The 18,418-nt window shown below is 58.9% G+C and carries 18 protein-coding genes, 4 tRNA genes and 1 riboswitch; of the genes, 17 read left to right on the top strand and 5 right to left on the bottom strand.

What is annotated here, in order from left to right; translation table 11 throughout:
• The first annotated feature begins 4 nt into the window (after positions 1-4).
• The 5 genes from astA to astE all read left to right on the top strand — a co-directional run bounded on the left by astA (position 5) and on the right by astE (position 5,379).
• Positions 5-1,030, top strand: a complete 1,026-nt coding sequence (gene astA, locus PSFL_RS19135; protein WP_057960449.1) for an arginine N-succinyltransferase — start codon at positions 5-7, stop codon at positions 1,028-1,030.
• The gene (astD, locus tag PSFL_RS19140) at positions 1,027-2,496 is read left to right on the top strand and encodes a succinylglutamate-semialdehyde dehydrogenase (RefSeq protein ID WP_315493170.1); all 1,470 of its coding nucleotides are present in this window, start codon (positions 1,027-1,029) and stop codon (positions 2,494-2,496) included. The genes astA and astD overlap by 4 nt, the downstream gene beginning before the upstream one ends.
• 205 nt (positions 2,497-2,701) lie before the next feature.
• Positions 2,702-4,048, top strand: coding sequence for an N-succinylarginine dihydrolase (gene astB / locus PSFL_RS19145; protein WP_200656309.1), 1,347 nt, complete (start codon positions 2,702-2,704; stop codon positions 4,046-4,048).
• Between the two features lie 23 nt (positions 4,049-4,071).
• Positions 4,072-4,362, top strand: a complete 291-nt coding sequence (locus tag PSFL_RS19150; protein WP_029294458.1) for a hypothetical protein — start codon at positions 4,072-4,074, stop codon at positions 4,360-4,362.
• A gap of 12 nt (positions 4,363-4,374) precedes the next feature.
• Positions 4,375-5,379, top strand: a complete 1,005-nt coding sequence (gene astE / locus PSFL_RS19155) for a succinylglutamate desuccinylase (RefSeq protein WP_115128778.1) — start codon at positions 4,375-4,377, stop codon at positions 5,377-5,379.
• 130 nt (positions 5,380-5,509) lie between these two features.
• On the opposite strand, the gene PSFL_RS19160 is transcribed toward astE, so the two are convergent.
• On the bottom strand, positions 5,510-6,019 hold the full coding sequence (locus PSFL_RS19160; protein ID WP_057960446.1) for a 6,7-dimethyl-8-ribityllumazine synthase: 510 nt from the start codon (positions 6,017-6,019) through the stop codon (positions 5,510-5,512).
• Between the two features lie 113 nt (positions 6,020-6,132).
• Positions 6,133-6,302: riboswitch (FMN riboswitch) on the bottom strand.
• A 185-nt stretch (positions 6,303-6,487) separates the two neighbouring features.
• On the opposite strand from PSFL_RS19160, the gene ltaE reads away from it, so the two are divergent.
• From ltaE to mgtE, 8 genes are all read left to right on the top strand, one after another.
• Positions 6,488-7,492 carry a low-specificity L-threonine aldolase gene (gene ltaE, locus PSFL_RS19165; protein WP_057439708.1) on the top strand — a complete coding sequence of 335 codons (1,005 nt, stop codon included), beginning with the start codon at positions 6,488-6,490 and terminating at the stop codon, positions 7,490-7,492.
• A 146-nt stretch (positions 7,493-7,638) separates the two neighbouring features.
• A complete protein-coding gene (gene alaS / locus PSFL_RS19170) occupies positions 7,639-10,257 on the top strand; it encodes an alanine--tRNA ligase (protein ID WP_057960444.1) in 2,619 nt (872 codons plus the stop codon).
• A 97-nt stretch (positions 10,258-10,354) separates the two neighbouring features.
• Positions 10,355-11,596 carry an aspartate kinase gene (locus PSFL_RS19175; protein ID WP_057439706.1) on the top strand — a complete coding sequence of 414 codons (1,242 nt, stop codon included), beginning with the start codon at positions 10,355-10,357 and terminating at the stop codon, positions 11,594-11,596.
• 183 nt (positions 11,597-11,779) lie between these two features.
• Positions 11,780-11,968, top strand: a complete 189-nt coding sequence (gene csrA, locus PSFL_RS19180) for a carbon storage regulator CsrA (protein WP_003178872.1) — start codon at positions 11,780-11,782, stop codon at positions 11,966-11,968.
• A gap of 62 nt (positions 11,969-12,030) precedes the next feature.
• Positions 12,031-12,121 (top strand) — tRNA-Ser (locus PSFL_RS19185).
• A 108-nt stretch (positions 12,122-12,229) separates the two neighbouring features.
• A tRNA-Arg gene (locus PSFL_RS19190) sits at positions 12,230-12,306 on the top strand.
• Between the two features lie 72 nt (positions 12,307-12,378).
• Positions 12,379-12,455 (top strand) — tRNA-Arg (locus PSFL_RS19195).
• 375 nt (positions 12,456-12,830) lie between these two features.
• Positions 12,831-14,273, top strand: a complete 1,443-nt coding sequence (gene mgtE / locus PSFL_RS19200; RefSeq protein WP_057960442.1) for a magnesium transporter — start codon at positions 12,831-12,833, stop codon at positions 14,271-14,273.
• Positions 14,274-14,369: 96 nt separating this feature from the next.
• On the opposite strand, the gene PSFL_RS19205 is transcribed toward mgtE, so the two are convergent.
• From PSFL_RS19205 to PSFL_RS19215, 3 genes are all read right to left on the bottom strand, one after another.
• The gene (locus tag PSFL_RS19205; protein ID WP_057439705.1) at positions 14,370-14,696 is read right to left on the bottom strand and encodes an Arc family DNA-binding protein; all 327 of its coding nucleotides are present in this window, start codon (positions 14,694-14,696) and stop codon (positions 14,370-14,372) included.
• Between the two features lie 412 nt (positions 14,697-15,108).
• Positions 15,109-15,288: a PA3371 family protein gene (locus PSFL_RS19210; RefSeq protein ID WP_057439704.1), complete on the bottom strand. Its 180-nt coding sequence runs from the start codon at positions 15,286-15,288 to the stop codon at positions 15,109-15,111.
• 11 nt (positions 15,289-15,299) lie between these two features.
• A complete protein-coding gene (locus tag PSFL_RS19215; RefSeq protein ID WP_115128775.1) occupies positions 15,300-15,524 on the bottom strand; it encodes a hypothetical protein in 225 nt (74 codons plus the stop codon).
• Positions 15,525-16,076: 552 nt separating this feature from the next.
• Between PSFL_RS19215 and PSFL_RS19220 the strand changes: the two genes are divergently transcribed.
• Positions 16,077-16,148: transfer RNA gene (locus PSFL_RS19220), tRNA-Arg, on the top strand.
• Positions 16,149-16,399: 251 nt separating this feature from the next.
• Here the strand turns inward: PSFL_RS19220 and PSFL_RS19225 are convergent.
• Positions 16,400-16,897, bottom strand: coding sequence for a helix-turn-helix domain-containing protein (locus PSFL_RS19225; RefSeq protein WP_397470379.1), 498 nt, complete (start codon positions 16,895-16,897; stop codon positions 16,400-16,402).
• Between the two features lie 94 nt (positions 16,898-16,991).
• Here PSFL_RS19225 and PSFL_RS19230 point away from each other — a divergent pair, with 94 nt between their 5' ends.
• The 3 genes from PSFL_RS19230 (at position 16,992) to PSFL_RS19240 (ending at position 18,361) form a co-directional block, all read left to right on the top strand.
• Positions 16,992-17,387 carry a DUF6957 family protein gene (locus tag PSFL_RS19230; protein ID WP_397470380.1) on the top strand — a complete coding sequence of 132 codons (396 nt, stop codon included), beginning with the start codon at positions 16,992-16,994 and terminating at the stop codon, positions 17,385-17,387.
• Between the two features lie 210 nt (positions 17,388-17,597).
• Positions 17,598-17,888: a hypothetical protein gene (locus tag PSFL_RS19235; protein ID WP_273872598.1), complete on the top strand. Its 291-nt coding sequence runs from the start codon at positions 17,598-17,600 to the stop codon at positions 17,886-17,888.
• A gap of 89 nt (positions 17,889-17,977) precedes the next feature.
• Complete coding sequence (locus tag PSFL_RS19240; RefSeq protein ID WP_273872597.1) at positions 17,978-18,361, top strand: hypothetical protein; 384 nt, start codon at positions 17,978-17,980, stop codon at positions 18,359-18,361.
• Positions 18,362-18,418: the final 57 nt, after the last annotated feature.

Below are 18,418 nucleotides of genomic sequence, written 5' to 3' on the forward strand. Positions count from 1 at the left end.
TAGCATGATCGTTCGTCCCGTACGCAGCAGCGATTTACCGGCCCTGATTGAATTGGCGCGCAGCACTGGCACCGGTCTCACCACCTTGCCGGCCAACGAAGAGCGCCTGACCCACCGGGTGGGCTGGGCTGAAAAAACCTTTCGCGGCGAAGCCGGGCGCGGGGATGCCGACTACCTGTTTGTGCTGGAGAACGACGAAGGCCGCGTGGTGGGGATTTCCGCGATTGCCGGCGCCGTCGGCCTGCGCGAGCCGTGGTACAACTTCCGGGTCGGCCTGACGGTCAGCGCCTCTCAGGAGCTGAATATCTACCGCGAGATTCCTACGCTGTTCCTGGCCAACGACCTGACGGGCAACTCCGAGCTGTGCTCGCTGTTCCTGCATGCCGATTACCGCAACGGCCTCAACGGTCGCATGCTGGCCAAGGCGCGGATGCTGTTTATCGCCGAGTTCCCGCAGCTGTTTGGCAACAAGATCATCGCCGAGATGCGCGGGGTGTCCAATGACGCCGGGCGTTCGCCGTTCTGGGAAAGCCTGGGCCGGCACTTCTTCAAGATGGAGTTCAGCCAGGCCGACTACCTCACCGGCGTGGGCAACAAGGCGTTTATCGCCGAACTGATGCCCAAGTTCCCGCTGTACACCTGCTTTTTGTCCGAGGACGCCCGCAACGTGATCGGCAAGGTTCATCCCGACACCGAGCCGGCCTTGAGCATGCTCAAGAGCGAAGGCTTCAGCTACCAGGGTTACGTCGATATCTTCGACGCAGGTCCGGCGGTGGAGTGTGAGACCAGCAAGATCCGCGCGGTGCGCGACAGCCAGGCGCTGGTACTGGCCATTGGCACGCCGGGGGACGACGCCACGCCGTTCCTGATGCATAACCGTAAACGTGAAGAGTGCCGCATCACCGCCGCACCGGCGCGCCTGGCTGCCGGCACGCTGGTGGTCGATCCGCTGACCGCCAAGCGCCTGCAACTGGTGGCTGGTGATCAAGTGCGTGCGGTACCGTTGTCTGCTGCCCGGGAGTCGAAATAATGAATGCGTTGTATATCGCAGGGAGCTGGCTGGCTGGCCAGGGTGAACGCTTTGAGTCGCTGAACCCGGTGACCCAGCAAGTGGTCTGGGCCGGCAATGGCGCCAGCGTCGAGCAGGTCGAATCTGCGGTGCAGGCCGCACGCCAAGCGTTCCCGGCCTGGGCCAAGCGTCCGCTGCAAGAGCGCATCAGTGTGCTGGAAACCTTTGCCGCCACCCTGAAAAGCCGTGCCGATGAAATCGCCCGCTGCATTGGCGAGGAAACCGGCAAGCCTCTGTGGGAATCGGCCACCGAAGTCACCAGCATGGCCAATAAAATCGCGATCTCGGTGCAAAGCTACCGCGAACGTACCGGCGAGAAGAGCGGACCCCTGGGCGACGCCACCGCTGTATTGCGCCACAAGCCTCACGGTGTGGTCGCCGTGTTCGGCCCTTACAACTTCCCAGGTCACTTGCCTAATGGGCATATCGTCCCGGCCTTGCTCGCGGGCAATACCGTGTTGTTCAAACCGAGCGAGCTGACCCCTAAAGTGGCCGAGCTGACGGTACAGTGCTGGGTCGAAGCCGGCCTGCCAGCGGGCGTGTTGAACCTGCTGCAAGGCGCGCGCGAGACCGGGATTGCCCTGGCTTCAAATCCAGGTATCGACGGGTTGTTCTTCACTGGCTCCAGCCGTACCGGCAACCATCTGCACCAGCAATTCGCCGGGCGCCCGGACAAGATCCTCGCGCTGGAAATGGGCGGCAACAACCCGCTGGTGGTGGACCAGGTGGCCGATGTGGACGCTGCGGTCTATACCATCATCCAGTCGGCCTTTATTTCCGCCGGCCAGCGCTGCACCTGCGCCCGGCGCCTGCTGGTACCGGAAGGCGCCTGGGGCGATGCACTGCTGGCGCGCCTGGTGGCGGTCAGCGCGACCATTGCCGTCGGTGCCTACGACCAGCAACCGCCGCCGTTCATGGGCTCGGTGATCTCCCTGGCGGCGGCCAAGGCCTTGATGGAGGCCCAGGAACTGATGCTGGCCAACGGCGCCGTGGCGCTGCTGGAAATGACTCAGCCCCAGGCGCAGGCAGCCTTGCTGACGCCGGGCATCATCGACGTCACGGCCGTGACCGAGCGCGAGGACGAAGAGCTGTTCGGCCCGTTGCTGCAAGTCATTCGCTATACGGATTTTGAAGCGGCGATCAGTGAAGCCAACAACACCCAGTACGGCCTGGCCGCCGGTCTGTTGTCGGACTCCGAGGCGCGTTACCAGCAGTTCTGGTTGGAGAGCCGGGCCGGTATCGTCAACTGGAACAAGCAACTGACCGGCGCCGCCAGCACCGCGCCCTTTGGCGGGGTAGGGGCATCGGGCAATCATCGCGCCAGTGCGTATTACGCGGCGGATTATTGCGCGTACCCGGTGGCGTCCCTGGAAACCCCGAGCCTGGTCTTGCCGGCCGCGCTGACTCCGGGTGTGACGCTGATCTAAATGTGGCAGCTAGCGTGTGTGGGAGCTGGCTTGCCTGCGATGCGGACACTTCGATCTTTCAGTCAGATTGAGGGGGATGCCATCGCAGGCAAGCCAGCTCCTACACTCGCCGGCGCCTACAGTTGATCGGGTTTGCAGAGACAGATTTGTGGTGTGTTGAAGACCTTTGATGCCTATAAAAACAGATGTTCGTGGAGCCTCGCCGATGAAATCCTGTGAAGTCAATTTTGACGGTCTCGTGGGGCCGACCCATAACTACGGCGGTTTGTCCTACGGCAACGTCGCGTCCCAGAGCAACAGCCAGCAATCTTCCAACCCCAAGGAAGCGGCGTTGCAGGGCCTGGCGAAAATGAAAGCCCTGATGGACATGGGCTTTGTGCAAGGCGTGCTCGCCCCCCAGGAACGCCCGGATGTGGGCGCATTGCGCCGCCTTGGCTTTACCGGTAGCGACGCCCAGGTGATCCAGCAGGCGGCCAAGCAGGCCATGCCGTTACTGGTGGCCAGTTGTTCCGCATCGAGCATGTGGGTGGCCAACGCCGCCACGGTCAGCCCGAGCGCCGACACGGCCGACGGCCGCGTGCATTTCACCGCCGCCAACCTCAACTGCAAATACCACCGCAGCATCGAACACCCGACCACCAGCCGCGTGCTGGGGGCGATGTTTGCTGACCAGAAGCACTTCGCCCACCACGCCGCGTTGCCGGCCGTGGCGCAGTTCGGTGACGAAGGCGCGGCTAACCACACGCGTTTCTGCCGCGAATATGGTGAGGCGGGCGTGGAGTTTTTCGTGTTTGGGCGCAGTGCGTTCGACACCCGTTACCCGGCGCCGCAAAAGTACCCGGCGCGCCAGACCCTCGAAGCGTCCCAGGCGGTTGCCCGTTTGCATGGCCTGCAGGATGACGGTGTGGTCTACGGCCAGCAGAACCCGGCCGTGATTGATGCCGGTGTGTTCCACAACGATGTGATCGCGGTGGGCAACGGCGAAGTGCTGTTCTATCACGAGGATGCGTTCCTCAATACCGAGCAAATGCTGGCTGAGCTGCAGGCCAAGCTGGGCAAGGTTGGCGGCAACTTCCAGGCGATCTGCGTGCCCCGCGCCCTGGTCAGCGTCGAAGACGCTGTGCGCTCCTACCTGTTCAACAGCCAGTTGTTGAGCCGCGCCGACGGTTCGATGCTGTTGATCGTGCCCGAAGAGTGCCACAACAACGAGCGCGTCTGGCACTACCTGCAAAGCCTGACCCGTTCCGGTGGGCCGATCGGCGAAGTGAAAGTCTTCGACCTCAAGCAGAGCATGCAGAACGGCGGCGGCCCGGCCTGCCTGCGTTTGCGCGTGGCGCTGAAGGAGGCTGAACTGGCGGCGGTCAACCCAGGGGTTATCATGACGGCACCGCTGTATGAAACGTTGACCCAATGGGTCGGCAAGCACTACCGCGACAGCCTGCGCGAAACCGACCTGGCTGACCCGCAGTTGCTGCTCGAATGTCGCACGGCATTGGATGAACTGACGCAAATCCTTAAACTGGGCTCGGTTTATCCTTTCCAGATCAATTAAAGCCCCACGGCTGAGACTTACTTATGACCACCGATACCCTGAAGCTGATCCTTGAAGACACCGACGGCACCCAGCTGGAAACCTCCTGCACCCGCCTCGCCGTGGTGTGGCAGGGCAAGGAAATCTGGATCCAGCACGACGGCCGTGGCCAACTGCTGATCGGCGTGGACGTGGAAGAGGGTGATGCCGAATACGCCAACCTGCTGATGCGCCCCCTGGCGACCAACCTGATGAGCCTGCAACTGGAAATGGAACCGGCCGACGTTGAAGGTGATGACGACGATCACGTCCACGGCCCAGGCTGCAACCACTAAGGAAGCTGCTCTATGCTCGCCCTCGGCAAACTGCTTGAACTGACCCTCGCCGGTCGTGAACCGGCGCAAAAAATTCAACTGACTGTCGACGGCGTGCAGATGCGCTGGCTCAGTGAGGGCGCCCTTGAAGTGCGGCCTCCCGAAGCCCGGGACAACGGCGCCGATGTGCTGTTGTCGTCCGGTATCCATGGCAACGAAACCGCGCCGATCGAATTGGCCGACCGCTTGTTGCATGGCATCGCCCGTGGGGAGATCAAGCCTCGCACCCGTATTCTGTTCCTGTTCGGCAACCCCGAGGCCATACGCCGCGGCGAGCGTTATCTCGAGCAGGACGTCAACCGGCTGTTCAACGGCCGTCACGAACAAAGCATCGGCCCTGAAGCCATGCGTGCCGCCGAGCTCGAGCAGTTGGCCCGCACCTTCTTCAGCGTGCCCGGCCGTAGCCGCTTGCACTACGACCTGCACACGGCCATCCGTGGCTCGAAGATCGAACAGTTCGCCCTGTACCCCTTCAAAGAAGGCCGTCAGCACTCACGTGCCGAACTGGCCCGTTTACGTGCGGCTGGCATGGAGGCGGTGCTGTTGCAGAACAAGACCTCCATCACCTTCACCGCGTTTACCTACGAGCAACTGGGCGCCGAGTCGTTCACCCTGGAGCTGGGCAAGGCCCGGCCATTTGGGCAGAACCAGGGGGTGGATGTGTCGCGCCTGGAAACCCGCCTCAAGCAGATCATCGAAGGTAACGAGCCGGCCACCGAGGGCCTGGACGGCCTGAAGTTGTTCAGCGTGGCGCGGGAAATCATCAAACACAGTGACGCCTTCACTCTGCATTTGCCGGCGGACGTGGAGAACTTTTCAGAGCTGGAGAAGGGCTATCTGCTGGCCGAAGACATCGCCAAGACCCGCTGGGTGATCGAGGAGGAGGGTGCGCGCATCATCTTCCCCAACCCGAAGGTCAAGAATGGCTTGCGGGCGGGGATATTGATTGTGCCGACCACAGATGTTGGCCTGGCCTGAACCCCGAGACTGACTCGGTCGAATGTGGGAGCGGGCTTGCTCGCGAAGGCGGAGTGTCAGTCAATACCTGTGTGACTGATCCAGCGCTTTCGCGAGCAAGCCCGCTCCCACATTTGCTTTGCAGTGTCGCTTAAACCGCTACAGCACGCGGCTCATTGCGACGGATCGCGCGGATCTTGTGCAGGGTGTCGGCGCAGGTCTGCGCGGCTTCCTTGCCCTTGTGCACAAAGTGCTCAAAGAAGAAGTTGTGGTGCTCGCTGCCCGCGTGGAAATGATGCGGCGTGAGGGACACCGAGAACACCGGCACTTCGGTTTCCAACTGCACCTGCATCAGGCCGCTGACCACCGATTGCGCGACGAACTCATGGCGATAGATCCCGCCGTCCACCACCAGGGCGGCAGCGACGATGCCGGCGTAACGGCCGGACTTGGCCAGCAGCTTGGCGTGCAGGGGCATTTCAAAGGCGCCGCCGACTTCAAAGAAGTCGATATCCGACTCCTGGTAGCCCTGGACGAGCATTTCGGCGAGGAAGCCTTTACGGCTTTGATCAACAATATCTTTGTGCCAGCAAGCCTGGATAAACGCGACGCGCTCACCGTGGTGGTTTTTGCTCTTGCTGTCGATTGCGGTGGGTTGCATGTTCTGACTCCTGTTTATGAAAAAAACAGGGCGTTATGAATCGAATGGGATTTAAGGGTGCGAGCGGCTGGGGCATGCAGGCATGCCATCAGCGTTCGGCCCTTAGGCGCCAATCCCGTTCTCTCTTCATCCGGACTATGACCGTCGGCCCCGGGATCACACCGGGTCTGCTGACCTTGCCGCCGTCCTGCGTGAGCAGTTCGAGGCGCCAAGCGCTCGCGGGCTATGCGCATTGCGCGCAATTACCGCCGGTGGGGAATTGCACCCCGCCCTGAGAACGTTGCCGCCAGAACCCTGGCGGCGGAGAGTTTTTACCATACATTTCGAAAAACTGCATAGGGTGCTTGTTAATATCGACTATCGACAGGTTTGCTGGCAGCTCCATCCAGGAGCCGGCTTGATATTTGCCGGTGATGCCCGCAGTAATCGGTTACAACAGGGGATTCCCCACTCGCAGAGGCAGATTTGATGTCGGTTATTGATCTTCGTAGTGACACCGTGACCCAACCCACCCCTGGCATGCGAGCTGCCATGGCCGACGCCCCCAGCGGCGATGATGTCTACGGTGAAGACCCCAGCGTCAACCTGCTGGAGGCCGAACTGGCCAAGCGCCTGGGCTTCGCTGCGGCGCTGTTCGTGCCTACCGGCACCATGAGCAACCTGTTGGCGCTGATGGCCCACTGCGAGCGGGGCGAGGAATATATCGTCGGCCAGCAGGCCCACACCTACAAATACGAAGGCGGCGGCGCGGCGGTGCTGGGTTCGATCCAGCCGCAGCCCCTGGAAGTCCAGGCCGACGGTTCGCTGGACCTGGCCCAGGTCGCAGAGGCGATCAAACCGGACGACTTCCACTTCGCCCGCACCCGGCTGTTGGCCCTGGAAAACACCATGCAGGGCAAAGTCTTGCCCATCAGCTACCTGGCCGCTGCCCGCGCATTTACCCGTGAGCACGGCCTAGCCCTGCACCTGGACGGCGCGCGCCTGTACAACGCGGCCGTCAAGCTGGGCGTGGATGCCCGGGAGATTACCCAGCATTTCGATTCGGTTTCGGTGTGCCTGTCCAAGGGCCTTGGCGCGCCGGTTGGCTCGGTGCTGTGTGGCTCCAGTGCGTTGATCGCCAAGGCCCGTCGTTTGCGCAAGATGGTCGGCGGCGGCATGCGCCAGGCCGGCTCCCTGGCGGCGGCCGGGCTGTATGCCCTGGACCATCAGGTGGCGCGCCTGGCCGACGACCATGCCAATGCCCACTGGCTGGGCGACGAGCTGCGCAAGGCCGGCTACAGCGTGGAGCCGGTGCAGACCAATATGGTCTACGTGCAGATCGGCGAGCAGGCCCAGGCCCTGAAGGCGTTTGCCGAGGCCCGTGGGATCAAGTTGAGCGCCGCGCCGCGCCTGCGCATGGTCACGCACCTGGACGTCAGCCGGGCGCAGATCGAGCAAGTGCTGGCGACATTTGTCGAGTTTTCCCGGAAATGACCGTGCAGACCGTCTAATTGACTGTTTCTATCGTATAAACACGCTGTACCACGGGCAAAGGGCCGATATAATGCGGCCCTTTGCCGTCGCTCCGTCTGATGACGTTTAGCACTGGCCTTTGGCCGCAGCCTCCGTGGAAGAACCTAATGAAAAGCGCAGAAATCCGTGAAGCCTTCCTTCGCTTCTTCGAAGAGCAAGGTCACACCCGTGTCGCCTCCAGCTCCTTGATCCCAGGCAATGACCCTACCCTGCTGTTCACTAACGCGGGGATGAACCAGTTCAAGGACTGCTTCCTGGGCCAGGAAAAGCGCGCCTACACCCGCGCCACCAGCAGCCAGAAGTGCGTGCGCGCCGGCGGCAAGAACAGCGACCTGGAGAATGTTGGCTACACCGCCCGTCACCACACCTTTTTCGAAATGCTCGGCAACTTCAGCTTTGGCGATTATTTCAAGCAAGACGCGATCAACTTCGCCTGGACCTTCCTCACTGGCGTGCTGAAGCTGCCGAAGGAAAAACTCTGGGTCACCGTCTACGCCACCGATGACGAAGCCTACGACATCTGGACCCAGCAGATCGGTGTGCCGGTCGAACGCATGATTCGCATCGGCGACAACAAGGGCGCGCCTTACGCCTCCGACAACTTCTGGACCATGGGCGATACCGGCCCGTGCGGCCCGTGCACCGAGATTTTCTACGATCATGGCGCCGACATCTGGGGTGGCCCGCCGGGCTCGCCGGAAGAAGACGGTGACCGTTACATCGAGATCTGGAACAACGTGTTCATGCAGTTCAACCGCACCGCCGATGGCGTGTTGCATCCGCTGCCTGCGCCGTCGGTCGATACCGGTATGGGCCTGGAGCGGATCAGCGCGGTGATGCAGCACGTTCATTCCAACTACGAAATCGACCTGTTCAAGAACCTGCTGAGCGCGTCGGCCGCGGCCATTGGCTGCGCCAACGACAACCAGTCTTCGCTCAAAGTGGTGTCGGACCATATCCGTTCTTGCGGTTTCCTGATTGCCGACGGCGTGCTGCCTTCCAACGAAGGCCGTGGCTATGTGCTGCGCCGCATCATCCGTCGTGCCTGCCGCCACGGTAACAAGTTGGGCGCCACGGGTAGCTTCTTCTACAAAATCGTTGCCGCGCTGGTGGCCGAGATGGGCGAAGCCTTCCCGGAACTCAAGCAGCAGCAAGCCAACATCGAGCGCGTGCTCAAGGCTGAAGAAGAGCAGTTCTCCAAGACCCTGGAGCACGGCCTGAAGATCCTGGAACAGGACCTGGCTGAGCTCAAAGGTACCGTGGTGCCGGGTGATGTGGTGTTCAAGCTGTATGACACCTATGGCTTCCCGATGGACCTGACGGCCGACATCGCCCGCGAGCGTGAACTGACGGTCGATGAGGTTGGTTTCGAGCGTGAGATGGAAGCCCAGCGTGTACGCGCTCGTTCCGCGAGCTCTTTTGGCCTGGACTACAACACCCTGGTCAAGGTTGACGTGGCGACCGAGTTCACCGGCTATCACGCCACCGTCGGCTCGGCCAAGATCGTGGCTATCTATAAAGATGGCAAGTCGGTCGATGTCTTGAGCGAAGGCGAAGAGGCGGTCGTGGTGCTCGATCAGACGCCGTTCTACGCCGAATCCGGCGGCCAGGTCGGTGACTGTGGTTTCTTGCGTTCGACATCCGGTCGTTTCGACGTGCGCGACACCACCAAGACCGGCGGTGCTTTCCTGCATCACGGTGTGTTGGTGCTGGGTAACCTGACGGTCGGCGCTCCGGTAGAAACTCAGGTTGATGCTGAGGTGCGGCATGCAACCGCCTTGAACCATTCGGCCACCCACTTGCTGCACGCCGCGCTGCGCCAGGTATTGGGCGAGCACGTCCAGCAGAAGGGTTCGTTGGTCGACAGCCAGCGCCTGCGCTTCGACTTCAGCCATTTTGAAGCGATCAAGCCTGAGCAATTGAAGGCACTGGAAGATATCGTCAACGCCGAGATTCGCAAGAACACCCCGGTAGAAACTGAAGAAACCGATATTGAAACCGCCAAGAAAAAAGGCGCCATGGCGCTGTTTGGCGAGAAGTACGGCGACGAAGTGCGCGTGCTGAGCATGGGCGGCAGCTTCTCCGTGGAGCTGTGTGGCGGTATCCACGCCGCGCGCACCGGCGACATCGGCCTGCTGAAAATCACCAGCGAAGGCGGTGTGGCTTCCGGTGTACGGCGTATCGAGGCAGTGACCGGTGCTGCGGCCCTGGCCTACCTGAATGCGGCCGAAGAACAACTCAAGGAAGCGGCGACCCTGGTCAAGGGCAGCCGTGACAACCTGATCGACAAACTCTCTGCCGTACTGGAGCGCAACCGCCAGCTGGAAAAACAGCTGGAGCAGTTGCAAGCCAAGGCGGCCAGCGCCGCGGGCGACGATTTGTCGGCCTCGGCCCTGGACATCAAGGGCGTGAAGGTTCTGACTGCACGCCTGGACGGTCAAGATGGCAAGGCGCTGTTGGCCTTGGTCGATCAGTTGAAGAACAAGCTCGGCCGCGCAGTGATCCTGCTCGGCAGTGTCCATGAGGAAAAGGTCGTACTGGTTGCCGGTGTAACCAAAGACCTGACTGGCCAACTCAAAGCCGGTGATTTGATGAAGCAAGCCGCCGCGGCAGTGGGCGGGAAGGGCGGTGGTCGTCCGGACATGGCACAAGGCGGTGGTGTAGACGCCGGAGCCCTGGACGCGGCCCTGGCCCTGACCGTGCCGTTTGTCGAGGCCGGTATTTAAGGCGCTGTTAATGAGCCCATGGTCTAGTCATGGGCTCGCTTAGCTGCTGGAAGATTTGTTTATTGGGCGCTCCTTTACGGGCTGAGGCGGCTTAGAAATGGCTTTGATCGTACAGAAATTTGGAGGCACCTCGGTCGGCTCTGTCGAAAGAATCGAGCAGGTCGCCGACAAGGTTAAGAAATTCCGCGATGCCGGCGACGACCTGGTGGTGGTGCTGTCGGCCATGAGCGGCGAGACCAATCGCCTGATCGACCTGGCCAAGCAAATCAGTGGCGATCAGGCGCCGCTGGCGCGTGAGCTGGATGTGATCGTGTCCACCGGTGAGCAGGTGACCATTGCCCTGCTGGCCATGGCGCTGAACAAGCGTGGCGTGCCGGCGGTGTCCTACACGGGCACCCAGGTACGGATCCTGACGGACAGCGCGCATACCAAGGCGCGCATCCTGCAGATCGACGACCAGAAGATTCGTGGTGACCTGAAGGCCGGTCGCGTGGTGGTTGTCGCCGGTTTCCAGGGCGTCGACGAGCACGGCAATATCACGACCCTGGGCCGTGGCGGTTCCGACACCACCGGTGTGGCGCTGGCGGCAGCCTTGAAGGCTGACGAATGCCAGATCTATACCGATGTGGACGGCGTCTACACCACCGACCCGCGCGTCGTGTCCGTGGCCCAGCGCCTGGACAAGATCACCTTCGAAGAGATGCTGGAAATGGCCAGCCTCGGGTCCAAGGTGCTGCAGATCCGTGCGGTGGAGTTCGCTGGCAAGTACAACGTACCGCTGCGCGTATTGCACAGCTTTAAAGAGGGTCCGGGCACCCTCATTACTATTGATGAAGAGGAATCCATGGAACAGCCGATCATTTCCGGCATCGCTTTTAATCGCGATGAAGCCAAGCTGACCATCCGTGGCGTGCCAGACACCCCGGGCGTGGCATTCAAGATTCTCGGGCCTATCAGCGGCGCGAACATTGAAGTCGACATGATCGTGCAGAACGTTGCGCACGATAACACCACCGACTTCACCTTCACTGTGCACCGCAACGAGTACGATGCGGCCGAACGTATCCTGCAGAACACTGCCAAGGAAATCGGTGCTCGTGAAGTGGTCGGCGACACCAAGATCGCCAAGGTCTCGATCGTCGGTGTGGGCATGCGCTCCCATGCGGGTGTTGCCAGCCGCATGTTCGAATCCCTGGCCAAGGAAACCATCAATATCCAGATGATCTCCACGTCGGAGATCAAGGTATCGGTGGTGATCGAAGAGAAGTACCTGGAACTGGCTGTGCGTGCACTGCACACCGCTTTCGAACTAGACGCGCCGGCCCGACAGGGCGAGTAACGCGTTGCCAGGAAGGCGCGGTTGATCCGCGCCTTTCTTTTTTGTCGGGTGAGGGCGCAAGCCTGTTCTTTTGCCCGTGCTCGACAATACTAAGGCGTGCAGGTCCATGGCCGTTTGGTCATAGGCCCAGGGCCTTTTTTTGCAGACTGTTGTTCCCGAAATGAAATGCGTGAGGAGAAAGGTATGCTGATTCTGACTCGTCGATGCGCAGAAAGCCTGATTATTGGTGATGGCGAAATCACCGTGACCGTGCTCGGCGTCAAAGGCAATCAAGTGCGGATTGGGGTTAATGCCCCCAAAGAGGTGGCCGTCCACCGTGAGGAAATCTACCTGCGGATCAAGAAAGAGAAGGACGACGAACCAAGCCATTAATTTTTATCGTTTTTTATGTTTGCAAACGGGGATGAAGCTGGTTAATATACGCCCCGTGTTGCGGAGAGCTGGCCGAGTGGCCGAAGGCGCTCCCCTGCTAAGGGAGTACACCTCAAAAGGGTGTCGGGGGTTCGAATCCCCCGTTCTCCGCCATTATTTGCTTAGTACGTTGCAATCTGGTTTTTTCGCTAAGTGCTTGAAACTAAACGAAAAAATAGCTTTACATAGAGATTGAACGGCCTATAATGCGCGGCAACAAATGCACTCGTAGCTCAGCTGGATAGAGTACTCGGCTACGAACCGAGCGGTCACAGGTTCGAATCCTGTCGAGTGCACCATTTAAGAGTTAGTTGCAGCAATGCAGATAACTTGGCTTCAACCAGTTGTGATCTGGTATAAAACCACAATCTGCACTCGTAGCTCAGCTGGATAGAGTACTCGGCTACGAACCGAGCGGTCACAGGTTCGAATCCTGTCGAGTGCACCATACAAACAAAAAGCCCGCCTAGTGCGGGCTTTTTGCCGTCTGGGGTTTTTATTTTCCCGTGGGGGTGTGCTTGTGTAGGAATCGTCTGCGGCCTGCATGTTTTTCTCTCGGTCATGTGTTTTCTTTTCTGTCAGCGTCGTCGCAGTTTCATACGTGTGGCCAACACTCAGCTTTGTTGCGCAAGCGCTTGTTCTTTCCAGTTTTTTAACGTTTAAAACGGCCGGGCGGTGTATCATTGCGCCCGTCAGCCCCGCCGGGGCTTGTGGAATACCTCCATGGACTTACCCAGTAGTTACTCAGTACCCCGTTTTACCAATCATGAATTGACTGATTGATCCTTCCGGCGTGCCCCGCTGCTGGGAGTGGAGTTCGCCTATGACCGAAGTAGAAGTAAAGAAAACACAAGAAAGCCTGCAGGATCGCCTGGCTCAAGTCGTTGAGCTGCTGCAGCGCCAGCGTGTGGTCGAAGATCTGACCCATCGCCAGGAAGGCCCTCATCAAGACCGGGTCGAGAACCTGGTCCATCGGCAGAATCTCGTCGAGTTGCAGCGCAAGCTCGATGACCTGCACTCTGCCGACGTTGCCTACATCCTTGAAGCTCTGCCGCTGGACGACCGTCTGACGCTTTGGCAGTTGGTCAAGGCGGATCGCGATGGCGACATCCTCCTCGAAGTATCCGATTCGGTTCGTGAAACCCTGATCGCCGACATGGACGATCACGAGCTCCTGGCCGCCGCCAAGGAGATGGACGCTGACGAACTGGCCGACCTGGCCCCTGAACTGCCCCGTGATGTTGTCCATGAGCTGATGGAGACCCTCGATGGTCAACAGCGTGAGCGTGTGCGCTCCGCGTTGTCCTATGACGAGGAACAGGTCGGCGCATTGATGGACTTCGAAATGGTCACCATCCGAGAGGATGTCAGCCTGGAAGTGGTCTTGCGTTACCTGCGGCGTCTCAAGGAGCTGCCAGGGCATACCGACAAGCTGTTTGTGGTGGACTACGACGGCATCCTCAAGGGCGTGCTGCCGATCAAGCGCCTGCTGGTCAATGACCCGGACAAACAAGTGGCTGAGGTCATGGCCAGTGACCCGGTGAGCTTTCATCCTGATGAAGACGCCTACGATGCCGCCCAGGCATTCGAGCGTTATGACTTGATCTCGGCCCCGGTGGTCGACAAGAACGGCAAGTTGATCGGCCGTTTGACCATCGACGAGATGGTCGACCTGATCCGTGAGGAAAGCGAAAACGAAGTCCTCAACATGGCGGGTCTGCGTGAAGAGGAAGATATTTTTGCGTCAGTCTGGCGCTCCCTGAGCAACCGTTGGGCGTGGCTGGCGGTCAACCTGGTCACTGCGTTCATTGCCTCGCGGGTGATTGGTCTGTTCGAGGGCTCCATCGAGAAGTTGGTGGCGTTGGCGGCACTGATGCCGATCGTCGCCGGTATTGGGGGTAACTCGGGTAACCAGACCATCACCATGATCGTGCGGGCGATGGCCCTGGATCAGGTAAGCACCGGCAACACCTCGCGCCTGATGCGCAAGGAGCTGGCTGTGGGCCTGATCAATGGTCTGGTATGGGGTGGCGTGATCGGCGTGGTGGCCTACCTGCTGTATGGCAGTTGGTCCCTGGGCGTGGTCATGACCGCGGCCATGACCCTTAACCTATTGCTGGCGGCACTGATGGGGGTATTGATCCCCATGACCCTGGCGCGCCTTGGGCGCGATCCAGCGATGGGTGCCAGTGTGATGATCACGGCCATGACCGACAGTGGCGGCTTCTTCATCTTCCTGGGCCTGGCGACGATCTTCCTGCTTTGAACCTACTGGGAGCCGGCACGCCGGCTCCTGCACAAAAGTAAAAATCCCGGGCAAAAAAAAGCCAGCGCAAGGCTGGCCTCAGCTTTCAGTTGCCGATTATTCGGCTTCTGCGGCTGCCTCAACGTCATGGGCAATCAGCGACACAAGCGCATTTTGCTGACGGTGGGACAGTTGGCGAAACCGCTGTAGCAGCTCGCGTTCGTGCAGTGACAGCTCCGGGCTGTCCATACGCATGCTCGGCTCATCACCCAACGCGCCTTCCTGAATAAGGCTTTGCTCCATGCGCGCGATGATTTCAGAGTTCATGCTGCGATGATGATTGCGAGCCACCTCGGCAATGCGTTCCCGCATTCCGTCTGGCAGACGTACGACGAACTTGTCAGCCGTACGGCTGGAATAAATTGCCTGTTTCAATGGGCGCATATATTTAACCGGTTAGTTCAGGGGAGCGGTTTTTGGAATTGGCCGCAACATGTGTGTTAGGACAAGGCTTGCGGACAAATGTTCAACCCGAATTGCAAAGAGGCCGCATCATGCCTCAGTTTTGCCGGTTCCTTGGCGTCAATTCTGTGACAAATATTGAGCTTCCTACAGGCTTTGTGCCAGTACTCATTTTCAAATTTGCGGACTGGTTGGAAAACTTTTCTGCGCAAGAACCGGGCCGCAGGCTCTCGCTAAGATGGGGTTTTCGGGCGCATATCCTATAGCAATGTGGCCTTTTGCCCTTAATTTTAAGACTAGTGGCAAATGGCCGATTTGCGAGCCGGGGCGACATAAGGTAGGGCGGTCAGGCGAGCAGGATTGAGACGGTGTCAATCTCTCGTCACAGGCAGGGTCAGCGCAGGATCGGGTCGAACTTGAAGCGACGCCCGACGACCATGGCGATCACCAGCGCGACTGTGAATAGGGCGCAGGCGCCCAGGCAAAGGGCTTGCCAGTCATTCGACGGAAGGTTGAGTCCCAGAATACCCGTGGCAATGGCCAGGATCAGAAATAGCCAGACTGACTTGGTCATGATGGGCTCACTTAGAAAATCAGGTGTTCAGAAGAGCTCGCGGCCTGTGCGCCCTGTGCCAGGTGCACCGATGATTGTCCATCGCCTGTCATCAGGGCCAGTTGAGGTCGTTGTTGAGCGTGGTGGCTGCCCGCTTGGCTGATCTGCGCTGAATCGCTGTCGTTGCCGGCCTGGAAGTGGAATGTCACCAGTACGGCCAAGGCCAGGGCGTTCAGAAGCAGAAGGGTGCTGTTCATGGGTGTTTCCCCGTGTTCACGTGCAGGACAGTTTTATAAGTACAAAGAGTGCACTCATCATGCCAGCTATTATTTTGATTTAAATCCTTTTAAAACAATAACTTAAGTTGATCTCAAAAGTATGGCTCATTGCAATATGCAATGATGGCATTTCGTGCCAATGCATTTTGCACGATGGGGTCGGCAGGCCTGTGGGCAACGGCTTATCGCCGGTTGGGTGGGATAAAGGCTTACGCCTAAAAAGCTGACGGACGACATGACAAAACCCACCCTGACCGTTAACATGCACGCCGTCCGTCGCAACGCCATCTGGCCCAGCGCCTGTCATTAGTCCCAGTAGCTCAATTGGATAGAGCATCCCCCTCCTAAGGGGAAGGTTGGCCGTTCTTATCCGACATTGGTTTAACTGCATATTGAAAAGGTTCGCCTAGTAAGGGCTGCGCGCCAGTCAGCGTCCTTTTTACTGCATATTCAATGCACCTGAATCGTGGTCGGATCTCAGGATCGAACTTTCATAACCCGCTGTTTTTGCGTAAGATGCCGACGCTCAATGTCCTCTTAGTTCAACGGATAGAACGAGCCCCTCCTAAGGGCTAGATGCTGGTTCGATTCCAGCAGGGGACACATCATCCGCATTTCCTCCCTTCCCAAGTCTTTTGCTACTCATCTGGCAACAAGCTACGCGACTGCGCACACGATGCGTCCTTCTTCAGTCGCTACCGTTCCCATCAGAAAGCTCGATCAACTAGAAGACGGTCTTTAGGGTGTTTGAGCCGAGGCACCACAAGGTTGCCGTCGGAGGAAGTTTCCCTTCCGTCGTTTAGGAATAGGCTTCTTAGCGATGCTGGCGATTGATAGAGCGCAGTCTTCTTCCGTCAGTTGGTAATGTTTTGATGCCACAGCCGCCTTAAGGTGCTCTCTGGCAGTCCGAGCTCTTTCGCCGCTTGGGACTGGCTGAGCCCACGCTTCTTCAGCTCCTGCACCGCCAACCATTTCTTCCTGGCTTCCACGACGCTAGGGGCCGCCAAGGCTTGTGGCTCTGAGGGGAGTAGGGCATCCGCTAGCCCTAAGCCTTCTGCTTCGGCCAGCGCAGCCAGGAGAGCTTCCCGCACTGTGCACCTCTCATGGGAGGCAGCAGCGAGTGCCAGCAAAGTTATTGGTTCTACTTTCAGCGCCGAGGCAAGACGGGCACTCATTTCGATGGTCGCTGAGCTTCTACCGAGCTCTAGCTCGCTTACGTGGGCCTGTGTGAGCGAGCCCGCGAGTTTTGCTTGAGACAAGCCTTTCCGAGTGCGAAGCAGTTGAACTACTGCTGCATAAGATTTCCGCAGCGACATTTCACTATCCCAATAAAAAGAGACGGTATGTCGCATTTGCCTGCCGCCACACAAACAGATATATTTGTCTGCGTGGCGGTATTACGCCTCAGCCGCTAATAATTGAATATTGACAGAGAGGGGTTGGGCCGTGGATGGGATCATCGAAGACGGTGTGTTGGGCGATCCCGGAGTCAGCCTGATGGGTTTTGAGCACGGTCTCGAAGCCGTTATGGCTGCAGCCAGAAAGCGCTACAAATGGATGCCCCTCTGCGCCGTCGAGGAGTGGACAATCCTAGACGCCATCGTCAGCGACGCCGAGCGAGCCAAAGTAGTCGCCGCAGGCTGCCAACCAATCTTCATGTTTGCCCACAAAGTTGTGGATGACGAGCAGAGGCGTTTCGAGCCAGGCCATTGGGTGCGCTCAAGCATGGGCACCGCTTTCAAAGAAGGCTACTTATTCGAAACACGCAACACGGTCTACGTGTTGCTCGGGCCAGGCCATCGTAAGTCTGCTTCTATCGAAGCAATATTTTCCCTTTTCTGATTACCCATCGGTTCTGCTGGGCAACTGACGTGCTCCAGCAGCTTGAGGCGACACATGTTCAGAACCTTAGACAACGACCTGATAGGCCTCCCAGGAATGTTCGGGGAGGGCGTGTCCCATTGGCGCGGAGTCTCAAGGCTGCTCCGAACGCCTTGGTATCACTTAACCCTTAGCGTCGAAAACCAGGGTCGGCTCAGCGAATGCGCGGTGATGATTGACGACACCTACCAGCTTCAAAAAATGTTGGTAAGCCAAGGTGCGGATTTAGCTATCACCGACATTATGGCTGTGACGCCCTCTTGGATGAATAAGTCCGGTGGCTGGCAGATGGAGCGGTTAACCAGAGTAACCGTAGGTGAGGACAGATCTGGTTCTGAGGTTTGCTTGCTGGAAGTGGCTAAAGGGGCGGTGTATCACACCTCACACCAGCGAGACTTCAAGGTTGAAGCGCTGGAAAACCTGAGGCCCGTATTTCTCTCGAACATGATTCAGGGACATTGAGACTACCAACAATCCTGCACGATACCAACGCGTCTGGTTCCGTGCGGAATTCCTGATAACGACTTGCGGAATAGCGCCGGAGCGCAGTGATGCTCGACACCATAGATGTAAATTTCCACGGAAAACGCCACACCGATTTCGATCTCAAACGAATCATTAAAGCCCAGGAGCAAGGATTTGATGTGCCGGTGACCGCTTACCTTTGCGGTGTTTCCATCAGGTCGCGCGCAGGTATCGGTGTTGTTTTTGGCCACAAGCGTAGAGACCAGTACGGTCGGTTAGGTGATGGTCACCTAATCCGGACTTCAGATGTGCGGAAGGTTGAACGGGAGGGGAGGTTTTGGGTAATGACGACGGAGAACTCAAGGTACGTAATCGCAACATTTCAACGCCTAAACGGACGTGCCAGCCTGCGGGATTTTTTGCGCTTATCGCGGGGGCAGCACTATCCAGTACCACGCGTGTTGCAATGACGCCTTTTGATCTGAGTCTTAACCAAGGCAACACCAAGGGGTGGGGGGCGCTGCGTT

This window comes from Pseudomonas sp. DD1 (genome assembly GCF_044510355.1).
In the GTDB taxonomy this organism is placed as follows: Bacteria; Pseudomonadota; Gammaproteobacteria; order Pseudomonadales; family Pseudomonadaceae; genus Aquipseudomonas; species Aquipseudomonas shahriarae.